Source organism: Palleronia salina (genome assembly GCF_900141995.1).
In the GTDB taxonomy this organism is placed as follows: Bacteria; Pseudomonadota; Alphaproteobacteria; order Rhodobacterales; family Rhodobacteraceae; genus Palleronia; species Palleronia salina.
Window position 1 is genome coordinate 15,234 of sequence record NZ_FQZA01000013.1, and the last position, 25,227, is coordinate 40,460.

The following is a 25,227-nucleotide window of genomic DNA, read 5'->3' on the forward strand; positions in this document are numbered from 1 at the left end:
CCGCGGCATCGGCAAGGGCCTACCCGATCGGGCCCGACCCTATCCCTTTGCCCGAGGTGACCGCTCCCGGGTTTCGGATTTAGCAATTGATTGGCGTTATGGCGGTTTGAATGGTGCATCTATCGAAGAAAGTCGGTCTCGCCGCCCTGGGGGTCCTGCTGGCGTCGTCGCTTTGCGCGCAAGAGATCGACCAGGACGCCGACGACGTGATCCTCACCGTCACCGGCGCCCTGCACTCCGAAGATGGCGACGATATCGCGCGCTTCGATCTGGAGCGGCTGCGCGAGCTGGACGAGACCAGGATCGAGACATCCACGATCTGGACCGAAGGCACCCACGAGTTTCACGGCACCTCGCTCGCCGCGTTCGTCGAAGAGTTCGACATCACGGACGGGATCCTGAGGGCGCGTGCCATCAACGATTACGCCATCGACATCCCGGTCAGTGACGCGGTCGAGGGCGGCCCGATCATGGCCTGGCACCTGGACGGCGCGCCCATGTCGCTGCGGGAGAAGGGGCCGCTCTGGGTGATCTACCCCTACGACTCGGCACCGGAATACCGGTCGGAGCTGATCTATTCCCGGTCGATCTGGCAACTCGACCGAATCGAGGTCATCCGCTAACCCTTCACCGGCGGGCGCACGTCCCTGGTGCGGTCGCTTCATCTGCTGAAGGTCGGATAAAGGTGAAGCCCCTGAACCCCCTGCAATTGGCCCGGATCGCCATCGGGGCGTCGGTTTTCGCGGTGCTGGTGCTGATCCTGGGCGCGCTGACCCTGAATGTCCTGCGCGATCTGCAGGATCAACGCAGCGCCCGGCTGGACAACGTGCAATGGACCCTGTCGCAGGTCGAGATCGATTTCTTGCGGCTGCAACTGGCCGCCAATGCCCTGTCGCCGGGCGGCGCGAATCTGGGCGACGTCGAGCAGGTCACCCAGGCTTTCGACATCTTCTACAGCCGTGTGGATCTGCTGGGAAACGGGTCGGCCTATGCGCCCGTGCGCGACCTCGATGAGTTCGACTACGCCATGTCGCGGGTCGTGTCCTTCCTCGACGACACCGTGCCGCTGATCGACGGCCCCCCCGAGGACCTGCTGCAAGCGGCGCCCGCGCTCCAGGCCCGGATCGAGACGCTGCGGCCGGCGGTGCGGCAGCTCTCGGGAGCCGGGATCACCTTCTTTTCCCGCCTGAGCGATGAACGCCGCGCCGAGGTTCTGCGCACCCTGGTCCAGCTTGCGACGGTGGCGGGGGGACTGCTTCTTGCGCTGGTTCTGCTGGCCATTCGCCTCGGCTGGCTCAACGCCCAGAGCATGCGCCGCCGAGCCGAGGTCGCCGCCGCCTACGAACGGGTGCGCGTGGTGTCCGAAACCTCCCTCGACGCCGTGATCCTGAGTGACGAGACCGGGAAGATCCTCAGCTTCAATGCCGCGGCGGAACGCACGTTCGGTGTCTTCGCCGCCCAGGCTATCGGCAAGAACCTTTCGGAAGTGATCGTGCCGGAACACCTGCAGGACTGGCACCAGGAGGAGATGCGGACCTTCGAACGGACCGGCAAGCACGCCATCCTGGGAAAGGGCCGCGTCAAGGGCGTCGCCAGCCGGGCGGACGGCACCGTCTTCCCGGTGGAACTGTCGGTCCAGCGCGCGACCACCGTTGAGGGCGACATCTACGTGCTGGTCCTGCGCGACATCTCGCACCGCGTTCAGGCCGAGCGGGACCTGGTCGCCGCCCGCGACCGCGCGCTGGCCAGCGAACGCGCCAAGAGCGATTTTCTGGCCACCATGAGCCACGAGATCCGCACGCCGCTGAACGGTCTCATGGGCAACCTTGGCCTGCTGAGCGAAACGGTCCTGTCGGAACGCCAGCGCGACTACGTGCGCAACATGGAGACGTCCGGCCGGATGCTCCTGCGGCACGTGACCGACGTGCTGGACATCACCCGCTACGACGCGGGCAAACTGCGGCTGCGGGAACGTCCGATGCATGTCGGCCGGATGATCCAGGATATCGTCGACAACCAGAGCGGTGCGGCCCGCGCCAACGACACGCGGCTGTCCTGGGCGTGGGAGGGCGACAGGGTCGACTGGATCCTGGCCGACCGCGACCGGATCGAGGGCATCCTGCTGAACATCGTCGGCAACGCGGTGAAGTTCACCCATGGCGGTCAAATCGACATCACCGCGACGGTCGAGCCGGGGGCGGATCCGTCCGGCGACGACCGGCCCGAGCTGCACGTTGCCGTGCGCGACACGGGCGCGGGCATTGCGGAGGACATGCAGGCACGGATCTTCGAGGATTTCACCACAGGCGACACGACCTACGACCGGCAGGCCGGTGGCACGGGCCTTGGCCTGGGGCTCGCCCGCCGCTTCGCCGAGGCGCTGGGCGGCACCATAACCCTCAAAAGCGCGCCTGGACGCGGCAGCACGTTCTGCGTCCGCCTCCCGGTCGTGCCGACGGAGCCGCAGGAGGACGAGACGCCGCAAGCTGCCATCCAGCCCGTCGCGCCGGTGCGGCCGGCCCGCGTCTTGCTGGTCGAGGACAATGTCATCAACCGCACCATCGCGCGCGAAACGCTTGGGCGGGCCGGTCACGACGTGACCGAGGCCACCGACGGGGCCGAAGCGGTGCGCCTGGCTGCGCGCAGCCGGTTCGACGTGGTTCTCATGGACGTCCGCATGCCGAAGATGGACGGCCGCAAGGCCACGCGCCTGATCCGCGGGGGCAACGGCGCGTCGTCCGACGTGCCGATCATCGCGCTGACGGCGAACGCGCAGGCGGAAGAGCAGGCGGCTTTCCTGGCCGACGGCATGAACGACGTGATGGTCAAGCCCGTGCTGGGGGATGCCCTGCTGTGTGTCGTCGATCGATGGACATCGGGCGAAGGCAATCGCCCCGCCGATCCCGTCGAGGCCGAGCCGCTGGCCGATCTGCGCCAGGCACTGGGTCCCGAGCGGGTCGACGACCTTCTGGGCCGCTTCGCGCGCGAGGTGGATACGCTGATCTCGAAGGGCCCCGATGCAGACCCCGCCATCATCGCCGACGAGGCTCATCGCTCGGCCGGCAGCGCGGCGATGTTCGGGGCGACCGCGTTGCAGGGCGCGCTGGGCGCGCTGGAGCAGGCGGCGCGGGACGACCTGCGGGGCGGCGCGGATCTGACCGCCGCCCACCACGTCGCGCGGGCCGAGTGGGCGCGCAGCCGGACCGCGCTGGGGCTCTAGTCGGCCGCGCCCTGTCCCGAGCGGAAAATCCGGCTTTCCCCGATCATGTCTTCGAGCGCGGCGATGCGCTGGGCGCTGCTGTCGGAGCGCCGGGCCTGCACCTCGGCGATCAGCGCCTCGATCAGCAGGTTCAGCGCCAGGGTGCTGTCCCAGGCCGACGGCACCTCGACCATGGCGCGGAAGGTGTGGTCGGCGTGCCGTTCGATGGGCGATCCCCAGATGTCGGTGAACAGCACGATCTCGGCCCCCTGGCCGCGGGCGAGCGTGGCGAGCTTCTCCAGCCCCTTCTCGTAGCGGCGGATGTCGAAAACGATCAGCACCGCGCCGCCATCGATGTCCAGCAGCGCCTGCGGCCACACGCTGGGCGCGCTGTCCAGCAGCGTGACGCCGGGGCGGATGATCTGCAGGTGGTTGAAGAAATACGCCGCGTTCGACCGGGTGATGCGCCCGCCCAGCAGGTGCAGCCGCCGCGACGGGTCGGCCAGAACCCCGGCCACGCGGTCGAAGGCGGCGGTGTCCAGCCGTTCCAGCGTGCGGTTGATGTTGTCCGACACCGCCGTCACGAAGCGCGACAGCATGTGGTCGCCCCCCGGCATCGGCCCGCCGGGGTCGAGCTTGGCCAGCGGCTGCTTCATGGCGTCGGCCACGTCGCTGCGGATCGCGTCCTGCAGGTCGTTGAACCCGTCGAAGCCCAGCTTGCGGGCCAGCCGCACGATGGTGGGGGTCGAGACCTCGGCGCTTTCGGCCAGCTTGGTGATGGATTGCAGCCCCGGGACAAGCTGCCCGTCCTGCAGCACGGCGGCCAGCTTGCGCTCGGACGCGGTCAGGTCGGCCTGCTTTTCCCGCAGGAGATCGCGGACCAGCTTGCGTCTGCCCATGATCGTTCCTTTTCCTACAGCGCCCATCGGGCTGAAACAAAGATTACAGAAAAATCCTTGACTTGCCATCGGAATCCAGCGTCACTCGATCCCATCTGGCAAGGGGAAGTCCGGCTTGGACGATGATTGGCAAACGGTCGAGGTGATCGGGGCAGGGCGCGGCGCGCCGCTGGTCGTGGTCTGCGAACATGCCGCCAGTCACATTCCCGCCTCGCTGGACGGCCTGGGTCTGGACGCCGCGGCGCGCGCATCGCACGCGGCCTGGGATATCGGCGCGCTGGACGTTGCGGCGCCCCTGGCCCGGGCATTGGACGCGCCACTGGTCGCCGCCCGGATCTCGCGCCTGGTCTATGACCTGAACCGCCCGCTGGAGGCCGCAAGCGCCATCCCCGATCGGTCCGAGGTGTTCGACGTGCCCGGAAACCGCGGGCTGGACGCCGCCGCCCGGCAGGAGCGCCACGACCGCGTCGCGCAGCCCTTCCACGATCGCCTGGCCGAGGTCATGGCCGCGCAGGAGCGGCAGGCCGGGACCCCCGTCACCCTGCTGACCATCCACAGCTTCACGCCGGTCTTCGACGGCCAGCCCCGTGCCGTCGAACTGGGATTCCTGCACAACGCGGATGGCAACCTCGCCCGGTGCGCCTGCGCCATCGAGGCCGCGCGCGGCACCTACGACGCGCGGGTGAACGAACCCTACGGCCCGGCCGACGGGGTGGGCCACATGCTGAAGGTCCATGGCGACGACCACGGACGGCCCGCCCTGATGCTGGAGATCCGCAACGACCTGATCGACACGCCCGACCGCGCGGCCGCCATGGCCGACCACCTTCTGCCGATGCTGCGGCAGGCGCTGGCGGGACCTGACGCGAAGGCCGCCGAATGAACGTCTTGCGCCGCTATGTCAGGCTGGTGGACGGCTTCAACTACGGCCTCGGCCGGGTGATGATGTTCGGCATCTTCGTGCTGATGGGCATCCTGCTCTATTCCAGCATGAACAAGGCGTTCTTCACCCCCCGGCTCTGGACGCTGGAAATGGCGCAGTTCGTCATGGTCGGCTACTACATCCTCGGCGGCCCCTACGCGATGCAGATGGGGGCCAACGTGCGGATGGACCTGTTCTACGGCGAATGGTCCATGCGCAAGAAATCGTGGATCGACTGCTTCACGGTCTTCTTCCTGATCGTCTACCTCGTGATCCTGCTCTGGGGCGGGATCGAAAGCACGTCCTACAGCTTCAAGTACGGGGGCGAGCGCAGTTCCAGCCCGTGGCGGCCCTACATGTGGCCGATCAAGGTGACCATGTGCGTCGGCATCGCGCTGATGCTGCTGCAGGCGCTCAGCGAGCTGGCGAAGGACATCATCTTCCTGCGCACCGGCGAAAAGGTCGGGCGCTTCCATCACGGCGAAAGGCAGGGCGATGCCTTATGAGATGATCGCCCTTCTCATGTTCTCGTCGATGATGCTGCTGCTTCTCACCGGGCAGCGGGTCTTCGGCGCCATCGGCTTCGTCGCGGTGGTGGCGGCCGTCCTGCTCTGGGGCGACCGGGGCGGCTACGACATCGGATTCGCGGCGGCGATCAAGCTCATGCGCTGGTACCCGCTGCTGACGCTGCCGATGTTCATCTTCATGGGCTACGTCCTGTCCGATAGCAAAATCGCCGACGACCTCTATCGCATGTTCCACGTCTGGATGGGCGGTTTGCGCGGGGGGCTGGCCATCGGAACCATCGGGCTGATGGTGCTGATCTCGGCCATGAACGGGTTGTCGGTGGCGGGCATGGCGATCGGCGCGACCATCGCGCTGCCCGAGCTGTTGAAACGCAACTACGACAAGCTGATGGTCACGGGGGTGATCCAGGCGGGCTCGTCCCTTGGCATCCTCGTCCCGCCCTCGGTGGTGCTGGTGCTCTACGCGATGATCGCGCGGCAGCCGGTGGGCCAGCTCTGGCTCGCGGGGGCGGTGCCGGGGCTGATGATGGCGGCGCTGTTCATCATCTACATCGCCATCCGCTGCCGGATCTCGCCGAACCTGGGCCCGACCATCGACCGCAGCGAGCTGGACCAGATCACACGGGGTGAGAAATACCGCCTGCTGCTGGCGGGGCTTCTGCCCGTGGGCATCTTCGCGGTGATGATGGTGCCCTTCGTGAACGGCTGGACGTCGCTGGTGGAAAGCTCGGCCATCGGCGCGCTGGCGGCCTTTTTCGCCGCCGTCGCCAAGGGCCGGATGACCCGGCAGGTGTTCGAGACCTCGATCCGCCAGACCCTGGCCATCACCTGCATGTTCATGTGGATCATCCTGGCCGCGCTGGCCTTCGGCGCGGTGTTCGACGGGCTGGGCGCGGTGAAGGCGATCGAGAACCTGTTCACCACGCAATGGGGGCTGAACCCCTGGGTGATCCTGATCCTGATGCAGCTGTCGTTCCTTCTGATGGGCACGTTCCTGGACGATACCGCCATGCTGGTGATCGTCGCGCCGCTTTACGTGCCGCTGGTGGGCGCGCTGGGGTTCGACTTGATCTGGTACGGCGTGCTTTACACGATCACCTGCCAGATCGCCTACATGACGCCGCCCTTCGGCTATAACCTGTTCCTGATGCGGGCCATGGCGCCGCCCGAGATCACCATCACCGACATCTATCGCTCGATCATTCCCTTCGTGGGCGTGATGATCGTGGCGCTGATCCTGGTCATGGTGTTCCCGCAGATCGCGCTTTGGCTGCCGGGGCTGATCTACGATTACTGACATTCGCGCATAACCAAAGCGGGCGGCCCGAACCGCCCCGCCCTTTCCAACCAACAAGGAGTTCATGACCATGACCACGAGACGCAAGTTCTTGCAGGGTGCCGCCGTTGCCGCGCCCGCCACGCTCGCCGCGCCCGCCGTCCTGCACGCGCAGGAGCCCATCCGCTGGCGGTTCCAGACCTATGCCGGCGCCGCGCTGGGCGAGCAGGTGACCAAGCCCATCATCGACTACATCAACACCAACGCGAACGGAGAGCTCGAGATCGAGCTGTTCTACGCCGACCAGATCGTCCCCACGGGCGAGCTGTTCCAGGCGCTGCAGCGGGGCACCATCGACGGCGTCCACTCGGACGACGACTCCATGGCGTCGCCCACGCCCATGCGCGTCTTCGGCGGGTATTTCCCCTTTGCCACCAAGTCGATCCTCGACGTGCCGGTGCTGTTCAACCAGTACGGCCTGGCCGACATCTGGCGCGAGGAATATCAGAAGGTCGGCGTGCAGTGGCTGTCGGCGGCGGGGCAGGACCCGTGCAACTTCAACACCACGAAGGAAATCACGTCGGTCGCCGACCTCGACGGCCTGAAGCTCTATACCTTCCCCACGGCCGGGCGCTTCCTCACGCAGTTCGGCGTGGTGCCGGTGAACATCCCCTACGAGGATGCCGAGGTCGCGGTGCAGACCGGCGAGCTGGACGGCATGGCGTGGTCCGGCATCACCGAGGACTATACCGTGGGCTGGGCGGACGTGACCGACTACTTCCTGACCAACAACATCTCGGGCGCGTGGATCGGATCGTTCTTCGTGAACCAGGAACGCTGGGCCGACCTGCCGGATCACCTGAAATCCATCGTCATGGCGGGGATCGAGGCCGGTCACTTCTACCGCAACCAGTGGTACTGGGGCGGCGAGGCGCGGCTGCGCGCCCGCGGTGACAAGCTGGCCCTGCGCGAGGTGCCCGCCTCGGAATGGGCCGAGGTCGAGCAGGCCGCCGTGGCCTTCTGGGACGAGATCGCGCAGGAATCCGAGACGCACCAGCGCGTCGTCGACATCTTCCGCGAGTACAACCAGGTCATCAACACCGCAGGCGCACCCTACACCTTCGGCTGAGACCAACGCGCGGGGCGGCGCCTGTCCGGTGCCGCCCCGTTTTCACGAACGCAACAAGGACCGCACCCATGGCTGGCAATCTCTCGCTCGACACGCTCACCGAACTGGCCGCCACGGGTGAGATCGACACCGTCCTGGTGGCGCTTGTCGACATGCAGGGCCGGCTCCAGGGCAAGCGGTTCCACGTGCGCGACTTCCTCGACAACGCGATCGAGGAAACCCACTGCTGCAACTACCTGCTGGCCACCGACCTGATGATGGCGACGCCCGACGGCTACCGCGCCACCAGCTGGGAGGGCGGCTATGGCGATTATACCCTGCGCCCCGACCTGACCACGTTGCGCCATGTGCCGTGGCTGGAAAAGACCGCGCTGGTGCTGGGCGACGTGCTGGATCACCACAGCCACGAACCCGTGGCCCACAGCCCCCGCCAGATGCTGAAGCGGCAGGTCGCGCGGCTGGCCGACCTTGGCCTCGACGCCGCCATGGCGACCGAGCTTGAATTTTTCCTGTTCGAGGGCGCGCTGCGCAACCTTCAGAAATCCGGCTATCGCGACCTCGTGCCGCTGAACGGCTTCAACGAGGATTACGCGCTGTTCCAGACGACCAAGGAGGAAGGCCTGCTGCGGCCCCTGCGCAACCACCTCTACGCTGCGGGCATCCCCGTGGAGTGCACCAAGGGCGAGGCCGAGACCGGCCAGCAGGAGCTGAACATCCGCTACGCCGGTGCGCTGGACTGCGCCGATCACCACACCATCGGAAAGCACGCGGTGAAGGAGATCGCTTGGCAGCACGGCGTGTCGGCCTCGTTCCTGCCCAAGTGGCGCGCCGACAAGGTCGGGTCGTCCAGCCACGTCCACATGTCGCTGTGGCAGAACGGCGATCCGGCCTTCTTCGACGACAGCAACGAGCTGGGCATGTCCGAGCTGATGCAGAACTTCCTTGCCGGGCTGATCCACTACGCCCGCGACATCACCTTCTTCCTCGCGCCCTACGTCAACAGCTACAAGCGCTTCGCCAAGGGCACCTTCGCGCCGACGCGCACCGTGTGGTCGGTGGACAACCGAACCGCCGGGTTCCGCCTGTGCGGCGCGGGCACCAAGGGCGTGCGGGTCGAGTGCCGGATCGGCGGATCGGACCTGAATCCCTATCTGGCTCAGGCGGCCCTGCTGGCCGCGGGGCTGCGCGGCATCACCGACGAGATGGAGCTTCAGGCCCCGACCAGCGGCGATGTCTACGAATCCGCGGACACGCCCGAGATCCCCCGCACCCTGCGCGAGGCGACCGAGACCCTGCGCGAGAGCGACATGCTCCGCGCCGCCATGGGGGACGAGGTGGTCGACCACTACACCCGCGCCGCCGAGTGGGAGCAGGAAGAATACGACCGCGCCGTGACCGACTGGGAAATCGCCCGCGGGTTCGAGCAGGCCTGAAGGAACCACCATGACCAAGACCCTGAAATGCATCTCGCCCATCGACGGCTCGGTGTACCTGGAACGTGAGACCCTGGATATCGATGCCGCACGCTCCGCCTGCGACCGCGCCCGCGCCGCACAGGCAGACTGGGCCGCGCGCCCGCTGGAGGACCGCATCGCGCTGGTCCGCGCCGGCGTGGCCGAGGTGGGCAGGACCACCGACCGCATGGCGGTGGAGCTCGCCCACCAGATGGGCCGCCCGGTGCGCTATGGCGGCGAGTTCGGCGGCTTCGACGAGCGCGCCAGCCACATGGCCGACATCGCCAAGGACGCTCTGGCCCCCATGGTGGTCGAAGACAGCGACAAGGCGCTGCGCCAGATCACGCGCGAGCCGCGCGGCGTCGTGCTGGTCGTGGCGCCGTGGAACTATCCCTACATGACCGCGATCAACACCTTGGCCCCCGCGCTCATCGCCGGGAACACCGTGATGCTGAAGCACGCCACCCAGACACTGCAGGTGGGCGAGCGGCTGGCCGAGGCGTTCCACGCGGCGGGCGTGCCCGAGGACGTGTTCCAGAACGTCTTCCTCGACCACGACACGACCGCCCAGCTGATCGCCGAGCGCCGCTTCGGCTTCGTGAACTTCACTGGCTCGGTCGGTGGCGGCAAGGCGATGGAGATCGCGGCGGCCGGCACCTTCACCCCCGTGGCGACCGAGCTGGGCGGCAAGGATCCGGGCTATGTCCGCGCCGATGCCGATGTCGACGCCGCCGTCGACGGGCTGATGGACGGCGCGATCTTCAACGCGGGCCAGTGCTGCTGCGGGATCGAGCGGATCTACGTGCACGAAAGCCTGTACGACGCGTTCGTCGAGCGGGCCGTGGCGTGGGTCAAGGCGCTGAAGCTCGGCAACCCGCTGGACCCCGAGACCACCCTGGGCCCCATGGCGAACGTGCGCTTCGCCGACGAGGTTCGCGCCCAGACCCGCGAGGCGGTGGCGCAGGGCGCCCGCGCGCTGATCGAAACCGACCCGGCCGACGACGGGGGCGCTTACCTCACGCCGCAGATCCTGGTGGACGTGACCCACGACATGCGCGTGATGCGGGACGAGACCTTCGGCCCGCTGGTCTGCATCATGACGGTGAAGGACGACGAGGACGCCATCGCCAGGATGAACGACAGCCAGTTCGGCCTGACCGCCGCGATCTTCACCCGCGATATCGACGCGGCGCAGGCCATCGCCGCGCGGCTGGAAACCGGTACCGTCTTCATGAACCGCTGCGACTATCTCGACCCCGCGCTGTGCTGGACCGGCTGCAAGGATACCGGCCTTGGCGCGGGGCTGTCGGTGCTGGGCTACCACGCGCTGACCCGCCCGAAATCCTACCACCTGAAGAAAGCCTGACGCCCATGTCGATGACCGCCAACTGGTCCTATCCCACCGCCATCCGCTTCGGCGCGGGCCGCATCGACGAGATCGGCGCCGCCTGCATCGCCGCGGGCATCAGCAAGCCGCTGCTGGTCACCGACCGCGGCCTCGCGGCCATGGACATCACCCGCCGCACGCTGGACCTGATCGAGACCGCGGGGCTCGGCCGCGCGATCTTTTCCGACGTGGACCCCAACCCGAACGAGCGCAATCTCGAGGCCGGGCTGAAGGTCTACCGCGAGAACGACCATGACGGGGTGATCGCCTTCGGCGGCGGCTCGGGGCTGGACCTGGGGAAAATGATCGCCTTCATGGCTGGCCAGGTGCGCCCGGTCTGGGATTTCGAGGATATCGGCGACTGGTGGACCCGCGCCGACGCCGACGCCATCGCGCCGATCGTGGCGGTGCCGACCACCGCCGGGACGGGGTCCGAAGTGGGGCGGGCGTCGGTCATCACCGATTCCGAGACCCACGTGAAGAAGATCATCTTCCACCCCAAGGTGCTGCCGAGCGTGGTGATCTGCGATCCCGAGCTGACGGTGGGCATGCCGAAATCGATCACCGCCGGCACGGGCCTCGACGCCTTCGCCCATTGCGTCGAGGCGTTCTCGTCGCCCCATTATCACCCCATGAGCCAGGGCATCGCGCTGGAAGGCATGCGGCTGGTGATCGACAACCTGCCGCGCGCCTACGACGACGGCAGCGATATCGAAGCGCGCGCCAACATGATGAGCGCGGGGGCCATGGGCGCCGTGGCCTTCCAGAAGGGGCTGGGTGCGATCCACGCGCTGAGCCACCCGGTGGGCGCGGTCTACGGCACCCATCACGGCACGACGAACGCCGTCTGCATGCCCGCCGTGCTGGACCTGAACGCAAGCGCGATCCGCGACCGGTTCGACCGCGCGGCGTCCTACCTGGGCGTCGATGGCGGCTTCGACGGGTTCCGCGCCTTCGTGCAGGACTTCAACGACCGCTTCGACATCCCCCGCAAGCTCGGCGCCATGGGCGTGGGCGATGACCGCGTGGAAGAACTGGTCGAGATGGCGCTGAAAGACCCCAGCTGCGGTGGCAACCCGGTGGAGCTGACGAAGGACAACGTGCGCGGGCTGTTCGAAACCCTGATCTAGGCTGAGAAGAGCGGCGTGGACGCGGCGATGGACCATGCCAGCGCCGCGCCCAGTCCCAGACCCGCCGCCCCCGGTCGGCGACGGGCGATGGGGCGCGCGACCGTGCCGAAAACCAGCCAGAACAGCACCAGCACCGGCAGCACTGTGAAGGTCAGGCCGATCCGGGCGGGGGCTGCGAACATGAGCCCGCCCAGCAGCGCCAGCACCGCCAGGCGCAGGGCGACCCGCCGGACGATCCCGCTGCTCGCCAGCAGGACGGCCTCGCCCAGGGCATAGGCCAGCGTCGCCGGCAGCAGCGCGAGGGCCAGCGCGACGCGCGGCCCGGTGGGCAGGAACGACGCGCCGTAGCGGTCCAGCAGCAGGGCGAAGGCGAGCGACCAGAGAGCGAACAGCGCCAGCCCCGCGCCGGGCCTCCCCAGCCGAGACCATCCCACCACCAGCCACGCCATGCCGGGCACGGCCAGCGCAAGACCCAGCGGCGCGAAGCCCGCCATGCCGAACAGCGCCGCGTCCGATACCGCCAGCGCGCCGAGGCCGGCCAGCGGCAGTGGCAGAAGCCCGGCAAGCCAGAAGCTGCGGGCGGGCAGGGCCGGTGCCAGGTCGCCCTTGGCGGCCCAGCCGGTGGCGATCCGGCCCGCCGCCAGCATCGATCCCAGCAGAAGGACGATCCACGGCCCGGTCAGCGCGGGCGGCGTGGCGGCGCCGGTCAGCCAGTTGCGGGCGGCCCGCGCGGTGGTCGGCGACCACAGCACCCCGACGTGCCCCACCCAGGGCGCGACGGCGGTGCGGCGCCGGACCTCGCCTTCTTCCGCTGTCTCGCCCTCGAGAACGTCGGCCTCGACCATCCGTGCGGCGTCCAGCGCCACGTCCCTCAGTCGCGATTCCCACTGGCCCGAGACCACCAGCAGGGCGGGGGGCCAATCGGGCGACAGGGTCTCGGAATACATCGAGATGGCGACCAGCTGCCCGATCCCGGCCGCGCGCCCGGCGCGCAGGATGATGTCGGTCGCCATAGAATGCCCCAGCAGCGCCACGACCGGGCCGGGCGCTGCCGCGATCACCGGGCCCATCTGGTCGACCAGTTGCGCCGTGGTGCCTTCGATCCGCGTCACGTCAGGCGACAGCACCCCCGGATGTCGTCCGTGGCCGATGCTGTCGATGCTGATCACGCCCAGCCCCGTGCGCGCCAGGCTCAGCGACAGCGCGTGCATCATCTGCCGCGACCCGGCGAACCCGTGCGAGACGATGACCCAGCCCTCGGGCGTGCGACCGGTGCGGGTGAGGAACGTGGCGGGCGTGTCGCCAAGGCGGTCGTGACGGATGTCGAGCCCGCCCTCGGCCCGTTCCAGCTGCCACGCAGACAGCAGGAGCAAGCCCACGGCCAGCAGGAGGGACAGCACACGCACCATGTGCGGCAATTTAGCGCGCGGCGCGGTCGAAGCGATACTCGGTGGTCTGGGAATAGACGGCGCCCGGGCGCAGCTCGACCGAGGGGAAGCCGGGGTTGTTTGGCGCGTCGGGCCAGTGCTGCGGCTCGAACGCCATGGCGGCGCGGCGGGGGTAGGGCTGTCTGTGGTTCGTCTCTTCCTCCACCGCGAATTTATGCATGTCGAAGACCTGCATCCCCGGCGCGGTGGTCGCAATTTCCAGGGAGGGACCGTCCGGCGCCGACAGGCGCAGCGCCGGGGTCAGCGCGCGCGGCGCATCGGCGAGGCAGAAGTTGTGATCCAGCCGCGGTGTCGTGTCGAGGTCCAGCGTCACGCCCTCGCGGAAGTCGTAGGGCGTGCCCGCGACCTCGGCGATCTCGCCCGTGGGCAGGTCGTCGCCATCGGTCGGCAGATAGCGGTCGGCCAGCACCTGCAAAAGCTGGCCGCCCCACCCCGCGGGCGGCTGCATGGTCCAGTAACCGTGGCTGGCGAGGTTCATCCAGGTGGGCGCATCCGTTGCGCCGCGGAAGGTGACGCGCAGGGTCGCGCCATCCAAAGCGTATTCCACCTCGATCCGCCGGTTGCCGGGAAAGCCGCCCGCGCCGTCGGGCAGGCTGAGCGCAAGGGTCGCTTCGGTGTCGTCCTGGTCAACGACTTCCCAGACCTGCGTGTGGGTCGCCGCCGCGCCGCCGTGCAGCGTGTGCCGGTCGTCCTGGTTGGCGTCGAGCTGGTATTCCGTGCCGTCCAGCGTGGCTTTGGCCCCGCCGATCCGGTTGGCGACCGGCCCCATCACTGCCCCGAAATGGGTGCAGATGCGGGTGTATGCGGACAGGTCTGGGCTGCCCAGGGTCAGGGAGAAATCGACGCCCGCCAGCCGCACGTCCTGGATCAGCGCGCCCAATGTCAGGATCTGCACGGTCAGCGCGTCGTTGCGAAGGGTGATGCGCTCGACCGTGCGGCCGTCGGGCAGGGTTCCGAAGCGTTCGATCATGGTCGATCCTCCCAAAGGACGCCCGCCGCCGGGATCTCGCGGCCCGCGAAGCGGACCGGCTCGGGCGCGTAATTGAACCAGAAACGGTGGGTGTCGGTGTCGCGCAGGCGCAGCCCGTCCGGAAGGTCGAGCGTTTCGATCCCCTCCGCCGCGCAGGCCCGCCGCAGGATCCGGTCGAGCGCCTGGGCATCCGGCCAGCCGCCCAGGTAGTGAAGCTTGCCCGCAGCCACCAGTGCCGGCGCGCCGTCTGCGGTTGTCTCGACCGCTTCGGCACTGCCCTCCAGCACCTCGATCCAGTGCTGCAACGTGCCGCCTCGTGCCAATGGCACAGCGCCCGAGGCTGGAACCGTCTCCACCCGCGCGACCACGGTATCGAGGCCGGGCAGCGCCGGGGGCAGCGGGACGGGGATCGCCATCTCGGCCGTTTTGGCGTTCGTGCGCGGCCCGAGGATCGCCGTGCCCGTCAGCCCGTCGCAGAATCCCTCCGGCAGGGTGGCGAGCCCGGGGGACAGCACCAGCGCATGGCCGGACAGGTCGGCGTCGGGGGGCAGGATGTCGACGTTCAGGCCCAGCCGCCGAAGGCCGGAGTAGACGGCGAAGCAGATCGCGAAATGGTCGAACTCGACACCCTGCGGCTGCACGTCCCACGCCCATGCCGAGGCATAGTCGAAGACCAGCGCCACGTCGCCGCGCGCGGTTCCGGCCTCGGGGGCCTCGGACAGTTCGCCGGCCACCTGCGCGCATTCCTCCAGCCCCGGCGCAGGCGCGCTGTCGGGGCGCAGCAGGCCCGCGTGGTGCTGTTCCTGCGCGAAGGGCAACTGCCGCCAGCGGAAATAGCAGACCGCCTCGGCCCCGTGGGCAAAAGCCTCCCACGCCCAGAGCCGCGCCATGCCCGGAAGCGGCGCGGGGTTGTGCGCGGCCCAGTTCACCGGACCGGGCTGCTGTTCGATGACCCACCAGCGGCCGCGCCCGACCGCGCGGTAAAGGTCATGGTGAAACGCCTGCATGTCCGGGTGCCCCTGCCGCAGGAAGCGCGCGCGCTCGGCCTCGGTCGCGGGCGTGCGATCCTCGAGAAAGCCAATCGGGTAGCTGTCCCAGGTGGCGATATCCAGGTCGGCGCCCACGGCGAAATGGTCGAAGGCGACCTCGCGACCCATGTAGTTGTGCAGGATCGGCGCGTCGGTGCGCGCCCGCAGGATCTCGACCTGCACCCGGTTGAACCGCACCACCTGGTCCGAGCAGAAGCGCCGGAAGGCCAGGGCGTGGGCCGGGTTGGGTTCCGTCACGGTCAGGTTGGGCAGGCCGATCTGCCCGAAGCTGTCATACTCCATCGACCAGAAGACGTTGCCCCAGGCCCGGTTCAGCGCGTCCGGCGACTGGTAGCGCTGCGCGCACCAGTCCTGGAAGGCCCGCCGCGCGGCGTCGGAATAGCTGACGACCGTGTCGTGACAGCCGTACTCGTTATCGGTCTGCCAGGCGTGGATATGCGGATTGCGGCCATAGCGGTCGGCGACCTTCGTGACGATGCGGCGGCATTCGTCGAGATAGCCCTCGTGCGAGAAGCAGTAGTGCCGCCGCGACCCGAAACCGCGCGGGCGGCCCTGCGCGTCCAGCGCGAACATGTCGGGATGCCTGTCCACGACCCAGGCCGGCGGCGTTGCGGTGGGGGTGCCCAGCACGACCTTCAGCCCCGCGTCGCCCAGCGTTTCGATGGCCCGGTCGAGCCAGCCCCAGTCGAACTGTCCCGGCTGCGGCTCGATCCGGGACCAGGCGAACTCGCCGATGCGGACCCAGGTCAGCCCGGCCTCGACCATGCGCCGCGCGTCCTCGACCCAGGTCTCCTCGGGCCAGTGTTCGGGGTAGTAGCAGGTGCCGAGGGTTCTGGCGGGCATGGCGGGGCCTGACTTGAGGTGAGGATTTGCGGACAGATGGAAACCGGGGGAAGGGCTAGAGAAGGATGCGGTGCTCCGCCTGACCCGTGGCGTTGGTCTCGACCCGGAAGGTGCGGCCGTGGCCGTCCTCGGTCGCGATGATCGGCTCATCGATGCCGACGGCGGCCGAGGTGACGAACAGCGTCGACAGGTCGGGCCCGCCGAAGGCCGGGCAGGTCGTCTGCAACGCGGGCAGGTTCACGACGTGCAACTGGGTCGCGTCCGGGCCGTAGACCGCCACGCGGCTGTTGCCCCACTGAGCCGACCACAGGTTGCCGTCGGCGTCGCAGACCGCGCCGTCGGGATGGTAGGGCGTGCCGCGCAAATCGAGCCATGTTTCGGCCTGCCCCACCGGCCACCCGTCACCGTCCAGCCGCCACTGCATGATCATCTGCGCCGGCGTGTCGGCGAAAAAGGCGGTGGTGCCGTCGGGGGTGAAACAGATCGCGTTGGCGATGGACATGCCGCCCTTCAGCTTTCGCAGCTCGCCCTTGTAGAACCGGTAGAGCGCGCCGTCGCCCACGCCCTTTTCCAGCCCCATGGTCGAGATCCAGAACCCCCCCTGCGGGTCGGCGCGCCCGTCATTGGGGCGGTTGGCAGGCTTGTCGGCCTCGAGATCGCACAGGTGGGTGTGGCTGCCGGTTTCGATATTCAGCAGCATCAGGTCGGTGTCGGTCGCCACCAGCAGCGTGTCGTGGTCGACCCACCCCATGCAGGAGACGTGCCGGTCGAAGGTCCAGTCGCGAAGCGCCCCGTCGATCCGGCTGAGCACCCTTTTCGACAGGATATCGCACCAGAAAAGCTGCCCGCGCTGGGGGTGGAAGAACGCGCCTTCGCCCAGCAGGCAGCGCGTCGTGTCATAGGTTTGCGGCTCTCCGGTCTCGATCATCGTTTCACCCTTCTGCCGCGTCGTAGGCGGCGACCATGTCGCGGGCGCGGGCCGAGATCTCGTCCACCGCGTCGCCCGGACGGTAGAGCGCCGACCCGATGCCGAAGCCCGACGCGCCCGCGCGCAGCCAGTCGCCGAAATTCTCGGGGCCCACGCCGCCGACCATGTAGACCTGCGTCTCGGTGGGCAGCACGGCGCGCAGGGCCTTCAGCCCCTCGGTCCCCATCTGGAAGGCCGGGAATACCTTTAGCCCCGTGGCGCCCGCGTGCAGCGCGGCGAAGCATTCGGTGGGGCTGAGCACGCCCGGGAAGCTGTCCATCCCGGCCGCGCGCGTGGCCGCGACCACCGCGGGATCGAAGCAGGGCGACACGACCAGTTGCCCGCCCGCGTCGTGCACCTGAGACACCTGCGCGGGCGTCAGCACGGTGCCGGCACCGATCTGCGCGTTCTGACCGTGGGCCTTCACCATGGCCGCGATGCTGTCGAACGGCGAGGGCGAGTTCAGCGGCACCTCGATGCGGGTGATCCCCGCCTCGATCAGCGCTGCCGCCACGTCCACCGCCTCGGACGGGTCGATGCCGCGCAGGATGGCGATGAGGGGTCTGGTCATGAAGGCTCCTTGCTCAATCCGCGCCACGCCGCCGTCAGGCCCTGCAGCGTCAGCGTGTCGCCGCGCGTGCGGATCACCTGCACGCCCTGCATGGCCAGTGCCGTGGCGTAATGTTGGGTCAGTCCCGCCGCGCCGATCAGCGCCACGGGCAGTCCAAGCCAATAGGGCTTGGCGGCGGCAAGTTCCGCACCGATCAGCAGACCCGACAGCGCGGCGGTGGATTCGGCGGTGCCGCGATTGTTCAAAAGCGCTTCGGCCCGGATCGAGAACAGGCGCGCGGCCAGTTGCTCGGGGCGGCTGAGGCTTTGCGACAGCGCGTCGGCGAAGGCGTCATCGTCCCAGCCGTCCGGCGCGACCGAGTGGCGTAGCACCGAGTGGTGGGCCAGCGCCGCGAACAGCTCGCCTGTCATCATGGTGCGGAACGACACGACCTCGCCCGCGCTGATCTGCACCCACTTGGAATGGCTGCCGGGCAGGCAGATGGCGCCGTCGAAATCCGGGTTCAGCGCAAGGAAACCGGCGATCTGCGTCTCCTCGCCGCGCATGACGTCGGCGGGGTTGGTCTGTTTCAGGCCCGGCACGATATGGACCGCCAGCCGCGCGTCGTCCGTGGGCACGGGCACCAGCCTGTCGGACAGCGGCGTGGCCGGCACCTTGCGATAGCCCGCGTCGCGCCAGCCCTGCGCGGCGCCCGCCATGCCGCAGGCGATCACGGGGGTGCCCGGCGCGATGTCCCATCCGTCGGTCATGCGCAGCAGCGCAGGCTCGAACCCGTCCGACGCGAGGCCCCCCATGCCGGGGCCGCCCGGCGCGGTGTCCAGCACCTCGGCCCCCGCCATGGCCCAGGCGCGGGCGTTGGTGGTGCCCCAGTCGACGGCGATCCAGTCGGGACGGGTCAAAGGCGCTCCCCCTCGATCACCCACATCGTGGCGGGCCACGCCCAGGGCAGCGAAAGCCCCATTCCCATCAGCGCCGCACCGCTGAGCGTCACGGGGCCGTCCTTCAATGCGACCGGGCCGCGGCTTTGCGGCGGAATGTCCGAAGGGTTCACCAGCCGCACGCGGTACCGCGCCTCCGGGTCGAGCCCGGCCAGCCGCAGCGGGCGGGGCAGGGCCTGTGGAGAGGTCTCGGTCTGGGCGACGAAGGCGACGAAGCGGTGGCCGTCGGCCGCGCGCTGCAGTTCGGCCCGCACGGCCGGATCGGCGCAGTCCAGGGGCAGGATGTCGCCCGCGTGCATCCAGACCCGGTTGTCCTTGTACCATTTCGTGATCCCGCGCAGCGTTTCGGCATCCTCGGCCGGCAGGCTGCGCGGATCCATCTCGAACCCCATGTGCCGCTGGGCGGCGACCCAGGCGCGGAAAGCCATGGGCAACCGCCGCCCCGAGGTGTGCGACGGGTCGGGGCCCACGTGGCTGCCCGTCACCGCCGAGGGCAAAAGCAGGGACGCGGCATGCTGGATGCGCACCCGTTCCAGCGCGTCGTTGCTGTCCGACAACCAGACGCGGTGGGTGCGCGACAGGATGCCCGCGTCGATCCGCCCGCCGCCCGACGCGCAGCTTTCGATCTCGACCCCGGGATGGGCCGCGCGCAGCCGGTCGAGCAACGCGTAGATCCCGTCGGTCTGCGCTGCGTCGCCGATGGGCAGCAGCCGGTTATGGTCCCATTTCAGGTAGTCGACCGGGTGGTCCTTCAGGATCGCGTGCAGCGCATCGAACAGGTGGTCGCGCACGTCGGCGCGGCCCAGGTCCAGCACCAGCTGCTGCCGCCCACGCGGTTGGTCGGGCGGGCCCAGGACCCAGCCCGGGTGCAGTCGGTAGAGATCGCTGTTTTCGTTCACCATCTCGGGCTCGACCCACAGCCCGAAGGCCATGCCGCAGGCATGCACATGCTCGATCAGGGGCATCAGCCCGTCGGGATACTTGCGCGTGTCGATCCACCAGTCGCCCAGCGACGTGGTGTCGTCGACGCGCTGCCCGAACCAGCCATCGTCGAGCACGAAGCGCTCGGCGCCGAGGTCGGCGGCGGCGCTGGCGATGTCCTTCAGCGCGTCGAGGCTGTGATCGAAATAGATCGCTTCCCAGCAATTGTAGTGAACGGGGCGCGGGCGGGACTTGTCGGGCCAGTTGATCCCCATGTCGCGGATGTGCCGCTGGAACAGCACGCCAGTGCCGCCCGTGCCCTCGGTGCTAAGCCCGGCCAGCAGCGTGCCGGTGCTGAACCGCGTCGCCGCGCCCTGCCAGGCGCCCGGGCTGTGGCCCATCTGCAGCTGGCGGCGGCCATCGGGCAGTTCCTCGGCAACCATGCGGTGGCCGCCGGACCAGGCGTAATGCAGGGCTAACGCCTGTCCGCGGGTCTTGGTCGTGCCGCGCGCCGGGAAGACCGCGTGCGGCGGGTGTTCGTGGCCGGACCGGCCTTGCCGCCCGTCGCGCACCCGCTGCCCCGGCTGCCAGGGCGTCTCGACCGCGCGCCATTCGCTGATCCAGCCGCCGTGAATGTCGATCATCGGGGCCGCGTCCTGCGGTCCGGGCAACACCGGGGCGGCCAGCCAGTCGCAGATCACGGGCGCGTCGGCGTCGAGATCGGCGCGCAGCGCGACGAGCCCGGTTGGCAGGATCTCGATCACCGCGCTGTAGCGCAGGCCGACGCCGCGATTGCGCGCCGTGACGCGGAAGGCGGTGTCGGTCGCCTCGACCCGGGCCCCCTCGAACGCCAGCGTCAGGGGCAGCCCGTCGCTGTCGCGCAGCATGGCGCCGGGATGGCCGCCGAAACCGCGCCCCGGCTCGGGGCAGAGGCTGATGGGGGCGACCACGTCCAGCGTGCCGCCGCCCAGGTCCATCGCCTGCGCGCGGGCGAGTTCTTCGAGGTCCTCGTCCCGCGGCAGGGGCGTGCCGAAATAGATCACCGCCGGAAGGGCGTCGCCCTCGGCCGCCATCACCAGCGTCTGTCGTCCGTCGTCGAGGCGCCACTGCGGCATTATTTCACCGCGCCAAGGGTCAGGCCGGCGATGAAGTGCTTCTGCATCAGGAAGAACATCGCGACCGGCGGCAGGGCGGCGACGATGCTGCCCGCGCTCATCAGGTGATAGGCCGCACGGTACTGCGCGTTGAAGCTGGTGATGCCCGCCGTCACCGGCTGGCTTTCGGCGCCCTGGGTCAGCACCACGGCCCAGAAATAGTCGTTCCAGATGAAGGTGAAGACCAGCACCGACAGCGCCGCCAGCGCGGGCTTCATCAGCGGCAGAACCACGAACCAGAAGATCCGCCACTCGGCCACGCCCTCGACCCGGGCGGCCTCGATCAGCTCGAAGGGCAGTTGGCGGATGAAGTTGCGCATGAACAGCGTGCAAAACCCCGTCTGGAAGGCGATGTGAAACAGGACGAGCCCGGTCTTGGTATTATAAAGCCCCAGGTCCAGCGTGAGGTCCCGCACCGGCACCATCAGGATCTGGAACGGCACGAAATTGCCCGCCACGAACATGAAGAAGATCCACAGGTTCGCGCGGAAGCGATAGATCCCCAGCGCGAAGCCGGTCATGGCCGACAGGGCGATGCAGCCGATGACGGTGGGCACCGTGATCAGGACCGAGTTCAGAAGGTAGCGCGGCATCTGGGATTCCAGGAACACCTTGCCGTAGTTCGTGAATCCTTCGAAGCTGGATGGCCAGCCCCAGTAATTCGCGTTGCCGAAATCCGCGCCGGGCTTGATCGAGAAGATCATCACGGCAATGAGCGGCAGCAGCCACAGGAGCAGCGCCAGCGGGAGAAACGCCTGGTAGGTCAGCTGCGCCGCGCGGGGCTGTTTCTCGATCGGGGTGGGAAACATCAGCGATCCTCCTCGCGCGGGGGCAGGGCGGCCTGCGCCTTCTTCGTCAGGCCGGCGCGCACCGTGTCGTAAGACACCGCGATCCGGTGCCGCGCCTCGTCGGGGTCCAGGTCGGGCAGGTCCAGGTGCAGCCACGCGCCGCGGAAATAGGCGGGTTTGCGCCCCACGCCCGCGTCGATCAGCATCCGGGCGCTGTCACTGTCCGAACAGCGCAGGACGACGTGCCCGGTGTTCCGGTCGCGGGTTTCGGTGTGACTGAAACAGGCGAACATCTTGCCGCCGATCTTCCACGCGTCGAGTTCACCGGGGCCCGACAGCACGGCGCCGGGCAGGCGGGCGGCAATGGTGTCGATCTCGCCCCGGGTCATCAGCGCCGCTCCTCGCGGTACATGGAGAACAGGAAGTAGGCGATGAAGCACAGCATGATAAGGAACAGCACCACCGCGATCGCAGCGCCATAGCCCATGCGGAACCCGTATTCCGACAACGCGACCTCGAACATGTAGAAGCTCAGCACGCGGCTCGACCCGAAAGGACCGCCCTGCGTCATGATCGAGATCAGGTCGAAACTGCGCAGCGCCCCGATGATGGTGACGACGAAGGCGATGAAGGTCGCGGGCTTCAGCTGCGGCAGAACGATGTGCCACAGCATCCGCCAGCCCTTGGCGTTGTCCAGCCGCCCGGCCTCGATCTGCTCGGGGTTCACGGCATTCAGGCCGGTGAGATACAGGATCATGCAATAGGCCGTCTGCGGCCAGAGACCGGCCAGGATGATCCCGAAGGTCACGTAGCGGGGGTCGCCCAGCACGTTGATGGGCCCCGCGCCGAACCATCCCAGCATCACGTTCAGCAGCCCGAAGGCGGGATCGTAGAACCAGGTGAAGACCAGGCCCACGACGACCTGGCTGATGACGAAGGGAAAGAAGAACAGCGACTTGTAGATGCGGATACCCGTCACCGTCTGGTTCAGGAACAGCGCGATTCCCAGCCCCGCGGGGATGGCCAGCAGGTAGAGCAGCAGCCACCAGACATTGTTCTTCAGCGAGGTGTAGAAGGCCGGGTCATTGCCCAGCTCGCGGTAGTTCTCGAAGCCGACATAGGTCGGCTGACCAAGCCCGTCCCAGTCCTGCAGCGAGATGCCGAAGCTCTGGAAGATCGGGATGATGACGTAGACCGCGAAGAACAGGACGCCCGGCGCCAGGAACAGGTAGGGCGTGATGGCGATCTGGTTGCGACGCCACCAAGACTTCCGGACGGTCGATTGCGGCAGGGCGGCTTGGGTCATCGGGGGCACCTCGGTCGGACGGGCGGCAGGGCGTCGGGGACACCCTGGAGGAGATTATCCGCGATAATCTCCGGATTTTCATCCCGGATGAAAATGGCGCGGGGCGGGAGCCGTGACCCCCGCCCCGCCACGCGTCACTTGTCGTAGATCCGGCCGGTGGCCTGCTCGAGCCGCTGGAGGATGTTGTCCAGCTGGTCCGGCTGCACCATGAACTGCTGGAAGCCTTCCATGGCGACCTTTGCCATCTCGGCCGGGGCGTCGCGGTCGAAGAACTGCGCCACGCCGCCCGGCGCGTTGGACGACAGCACCTCGAAGCCCTGTTGCAGGAACTTGTCGTCGCCCACCGACGCCTGGCTGTTTATCGGCAGCTGGCCCAGCGCGTCGCTGGCGTTGATCCGGGTCTGCACCTCGGGCGAGGTCACGTATTTCAGGAAGGCCTTGCCCGCCTCGGGGTTGCTGGCCTGCGCGGGCACGTGGAACGTGTCGGTCGGCGCGTCCTCGGCCAGCTCCACGTCCGGGTTGATGGCCGGGAACTGGTAGTAGTCCAGCTGGTCGTCCGACAGCCCGGCCTCGCGCAGCGGCGCCACGGCGAAGTTGCCCATCAGGTAGGCGGCCGCTTCTCCGTTGACCATGAAGGGCAGCGCCTCCTGCCAGGAATAGGCGGTGTGGTTGTCCACGAAGGCGCCCATGTCGATGAGCTCGCGCCAGTTGGCGAAGGTCTGGCGCACGCCGTCATCGGTCCACGGGATCTCGCCCGCGGTCAGCTGCATGTGGTAGTCGTAGCCGTTGGTGCGCATGTTGAGGTAGTCGAACCAGCCGCCGGCGGTCCACAAGAACTTGGTGCCGATGGTGAAGCACTTGATGCCGTTATCCAGCAGCGTCTGGCAGTTGGACTTCAGCGTTTCCCAGTCCTGCGGCTCTTCCAGCCCGTACTCGTCATACAGGTCCGCGCGGTAATAGACGCCCCACTGGTAATAGGTGTAGGGCACGCCCCACTGCTTGTCGTCCATGGTCATGGCCGACTTGGTCGAGGCGAGGTTCTCGCTCATCTCGCCTTCCCAGATGTCGCTGACGTCCATGAACAGGCCCGCGTCCACGTAGGGGGCCATGCGGTTGCCGGCGTACCAGTTGGCCACGTCGGGGGCGTTCGCGGTCAGGAAGTTGCGGATCTGCGTCTTGTAGGCCTCGCGGTCGATGACCGTGAGCTCGATGTTCAGGTCCGGATGCATCTCGCCGAACTCGGCCACGAGGCCTTCCATGACCGCGCGCGGCGCCGGGTTCGACATGTCGGAAAAGATGACCAGATCGCCCGAGAGCGATTCGTGTTCGGCGGCGAACGCATGGCCGCCGGCGACGAGTCCCGCCACCGCGACCGAGGCCTTCAGTGTCTTCAGCATGTTAAGAATTCCTCCCGAAAACGGTTTCATTATTTGAAACCTTGTTTTGCATATTGAAAACTGTGCGGCAGCCGGATTACGTTGTCAACAGCCCGATCCGCCCGAGCGGGGCGGTGCCGATGACGGGGAGGAACATGGCCGAAGCGCGCGACGGAACGGTAGGCAAGGCGCTGGACGTGCTCGACCGGGTGGCGGCCGCGGGCGGCCCGGTGCGGTTTTCGGACCTGCTCGAGGATGGGCCCTATCCCAAGGCGACGCTGTATCGGCTTCTGCAGACGCTGACCTCGCAGGGGATGCTGAGCCACGATGCCGAGCTGGGGACCTACACGCTGGGCGTGCGGCTGGTGCGCCTGGCCCACAAGGCGTGGTCGCAGGCGTCGCTGGCACCGGTGGCGCATGAATGGCTCGACCGGCTGTCGCGCGAAACCGGCGAGGCGGTGCACCTGGCGCAGCTGGACGGCGCGCAGGTGCTTTACGTCGACAAGGTCAACACCGCGCTGCGGGTCGACATGTTCTCGGCCACGGGCCGGGTGGGGCCGTCCTATTGCACCGGGTTGGGCAAGGCGATGCTGGCCTTCCTGCCCGACGCCGAACTGGACCAGGCGCTGGGCCAGCAGAGTTATCACCGCTTCACCGACGCAACGCTGACGTCGCCCGAAGCGCTAAGGGCCGAGCTCGCCCACATCCGCGAGGCCGGTGTCGCCTACGATCGCGAGGAGCACGAGCCCGGGATCATCTGCATCGCGACGCCGATCCTCAGCCGCGGGGGCCGCATCCTGGGCGGCCTGTCGATCACGTCGACCACCGCGCGCCGCAGCCTCGACGACCTGTCGCAGCTTGCGCCGCTGCTGCTGGACACCCGCGCCAAGATCGAAAGCGACATCCACGCCTGGCGTTTTCCCGAGGACGGCCCGCGGCTGCGGACCGTGCCAACCTGAACCACCAACGAGAG

General features: G+C 68.3%; 22 protein-coding genes. 10 read left to right on the forward strand and 12 right to left on the reverse strand.

Features of this window, described 5'->3' with window-relative positions; all coding sequences use genetic code 11:
• The first annotated feature begins 110 nt into the window (after positions 1–110).
• The gene (locus BUB76_RS14880) at positions 111–623 is read left to right on the forward strand and encodes a putative pterin-binding protein (protein WP_073129590.1); all 513 of its coding nucleotides are present in this window, start codon (positions 111–113) and stop codon (positions 621–623) included.
• Between the two features lie 62 nt (positions 624–685).
• Positions 686–3,220 (forward strand): ATP-binding protein, encoded by a 2,535-nt coding sequence (locus tag BUB76_RS14885; RefSeq protein ID WP_073129591.1) that lies wholly within the window; start codon positions 686–688, stop codon positions 3,218–3,220.
• Here BUB76_RS14885 and BUB76_RS14890 read toward each other — a convergent pair.
• Positions 3,217–4,098: a MurR/RpiR family transcriptional regulator gene (locus BUB76_RS14890; RefSeq protein WP_073129592.1), complete on the reverse strand. Its 882-nt coding sequence runs from the start codon at positions 4,096–4,098 to the stop codon at positions 3,217–3,219. The genes BUB76_RS14885 and BUB76_RS14890 overlap by 4 nt on opposite strands.
• Before the next feature lie 115 nt (positions 4,099–4,213).
• On the opposite strand from BUB76_RS14890, the gene BUB76_RS14895 reads away from it, so the two are divergent.
• The 7 genes from BUB76_RS14895 (at position 4,214) to BUB76_RS14925 (ending at position 11,923) form a co-directional block, all read left to right on the forward strand.
• A complete protein-coding gene (locus BUB76_RS14895; protein WP_073129593.1) occupies positions 4,214–4,981 on the forward strand; it encodes an N-formylglutamate amidohydrolase in 768 nt (255 codons plus the stop codon).
• A complete protein-coding gene (locus BUB76_RS14900) occupies positions 4,978–5,526 on the forward strand; it encodes a TRAP transporter small permease subunit (RefSeq protein WP_073129594.1) in 549 nt (182 codons plus the stop codon). The genes BUB76_RS14895 and BUB76_RS14900 overlap by 4 nt, the downstream gene beginning before the upstream one ends.
• Positions 5,516–6,844 (forward strand): TRAP transporter large permease, encoded by a 1,329-nt coding sequence (locus BUB76_RS14905; protein ID WP_073129595.1) that lies wholly within the window; start codon positions 5,516–5,518, stop codon positions 6,842–6,844. Before BUB76_RS14900 ends, BUB76_RS14905 begins: the two co-directional genes overlap by 11 nt.
• A gap of 70 nt (positions 6,845–6,914) precedes the next feature.
• Entirely contained in the window at positions 6,915–7,952 is a 1,038-nt protein-coding gene (locus tag BUB76_RS14910; RefSeq protein ID WP_073129642.1) for a TRAP transporter substrate-binding protein, read from the forward strand.
• Positions 7,953–8,020: 68 nt separating this feature from the next.
• Positions 8,021–9,385 (forward strand): glutamine synthetase family protein, encoded by a 1,365-nt coding sequence (locus BUB76_RS14915; RefSeq protein WP_073129596.1) that lies wholly within the window; start codon positions 8,021–8,023, stop codon positions 9,383–9,385.
• 10 nt (positions 9,386–9,395) lie between these two features.
• On the forward strand, positions 9,396–10,772 hold the full coding sequence (locus BUB76_RS14920) for an aldehyde dehydrogenase family protein (protein WP_073129597.1): 1,377 nt from the start codon (positions 9,396–9,398) through the stop codon (positions 10,770–10,772).
• Positions 10,773–10,777: 5 nt separating this feature from the next.
• Positions 10,778–11,923, forward strand: coding sequence for an iron-containing alcohol dehydrogenase (locus BUB76_RS14925; RefSeq protein ID WP_073129598.1), 1,146 nt, complete (start codon positions 10,778–10,780; stop codon positions 11,921–11,923).
• Here the strand turns inward: BUB76_RS14925 and BUB76_RS14930 are convergent.
• The 11 genes from BUB76_RS14930 to BUB76_RS14980 all read right to left on the reverse strand — a co-directional run bounded on the left by BUB76_RS14930 (position 11,920) and on the right by BUB76_RS14980 (position 24,275).
• Positions 11,920–13,332: a serine aminopeptidase domain-containing protein gene (locus BUB76_RS14930; protein WP_073129599.1), complete on the reverse strand. Its 1,413-nt coding sequence runs from the start codon at positions 13,330–13,332 to the stop codon at positions 11,920–11,922. The two genes, BUB76_RS14925 and BUB76_RS14930, sit on opposite strands and share 4 nt — an antisense overlap.
• A gap of 10 nt (positions 13,333–13,342) precedes the next feature.
• Entirely contained in the window at positions 13,343–14,341 is a 999-nt protein-coding gene (locus BUB76_RS14935; RefSeq protein ID WP_073129600.1) for an aldose epimerase family protein, read from the reverse strand.
• Positions 14,338–16,233, reverse strand: coding sequence for a beta-galactosidase (locus tag BUB76_RS14940; RefSeq protein WP_073129601.1), 1,896 nt, complete (start codon positions 16,231–16,233; stop codon positions 14,338–14,340). Before BUB76_RS14940 ends, BUB76_RS14935 begins: the two co-directional genes overlap by 4 nt.
• A gap of 55 nt (positions 16,234–16,288) precedes the next feature.
• The gene (locus BUB76_RS14945; protein ID WP_073129602.1) at positions 16,289–17,161 is read right to left on the reverse strand and encodes an SMP-30/gluconolactonase/LRE family protein; all 873 of its coding nucleotides are present in this window, start codon (positions 17,159–17,161) and stop codon (positions 16,289–16,291) included.
• Between the two features lie 4 nt (positions 17,162–17,165).
• Complete coding sequence (locus BUB76_RS14950) at positions 17,166–17,771, reverse strand: 2-dehydro-3-deoxy-6-phosphogalactonate aldolase (RefSeq protein WP_073129603.1); 606 nt, start codon at positions 17,769–17,771, stop codon at positions 17,166–17,168.
• Positions 17,768–18,670 (reverse strand): 2-dehydro-3-deoxygalactonokinase, encoded by a 903-nt coding sequence (locus BUB76_RS14955; protein ID WP_084140694.1) that lies wholly within the window; start codon positions 18,668–18,670, stop codon positions 17,768–17,770. The genes BUB76_RS14950 and BUB76_RS14955 overlap by 4 nt, the downstream gene beginning before the upstream one ends.
• Entirely contained in the window at positions 18,667–20,745 is a 2,079-nt protein-coding gene (locus BUB76_RS14960; protein ID WP_073129604.1) for an alpha-galactosidase, read from the reverse strand. Before BUB76_RS14960 ends, BUB76_RS14955 begins: the two co-directional genes overlap by 4 nt.
• Complete coding sequence (locus BUB76_RS14965) at positions 20,745–21,593, reverse strand: carbohydrate ABC transporter permease (RefSeq protein WP_073129605.1); 849 nt, start codon at positions 21,591–21,593, stop codon at positions 20,745–20,747. Before BUB76_RS14965 ends, BUB76_RS14960 begins: the two co-directional genes overlap by 1 nt.
• Positions 21,593–21,961 carry an MmcQ/YjbR family DNA-binding protein gene (locus tag BUB76_RS14970; protein ID WP_073129606.1) on the reverse strand — a complete coding sequence of 123 codons (369 nt, stop codon included), beginning with the start codon at positions 21,959–21,961 and terminating at the stop codon, positions 21,593–21,595. Before BUB76_RS14970 ends, BUB76_RS14965 begins: the two co-directional genes overlap by 1 nt.
• The gene (locus BUB76_RS14975) at positions 21,961–22,878 is read right to left on the reverse strand and encodes a carbohydrate ABC transporter permease (protein ID WP_073129607.1); all 918 of its coding nucleotides are present in this window, start codon (positions 22,876–22,878) and stop codon (positions 21,961–21,963) included. The genes BUB76_RS14970 and BUB76_RS14975 overlap by 1 nt, the downstream gene beginning before the upstream one ends.
• A gap of 134 nt (positions 22,879–23,012) precedes the next feature.
• Complete coding sequence (locus tag BUB76_RS14980; RefSeq protein ID WP_175550321.1) at positions 23,013–24,275, reverse strand: ABC transporter substrate-binding protein; 1,263 nt, start codon at positions 24,273–24,275, stop codon at positions 23,013–23,015.
• Between the two features lie 134 nt (positions 24,276–24,409).
• Here BUB76_RS14980 and BUB76_RS14985 point away from each other — a divergent pair, with 134 nt between their 5' ends.
• Positions 24,410–25,213, forward strand: coding sequence for an IclR family transcriptional regulator (locus BUB76_RS14985; RefSeq protein WP_073129608.1), 804 nt, complete (start codon positions 24,410–24,412; stop codon positions 25,211–25,213).
• The last annotated feature ends 14 nt before the right edge of the window (positions 25,214–25,227 follow it).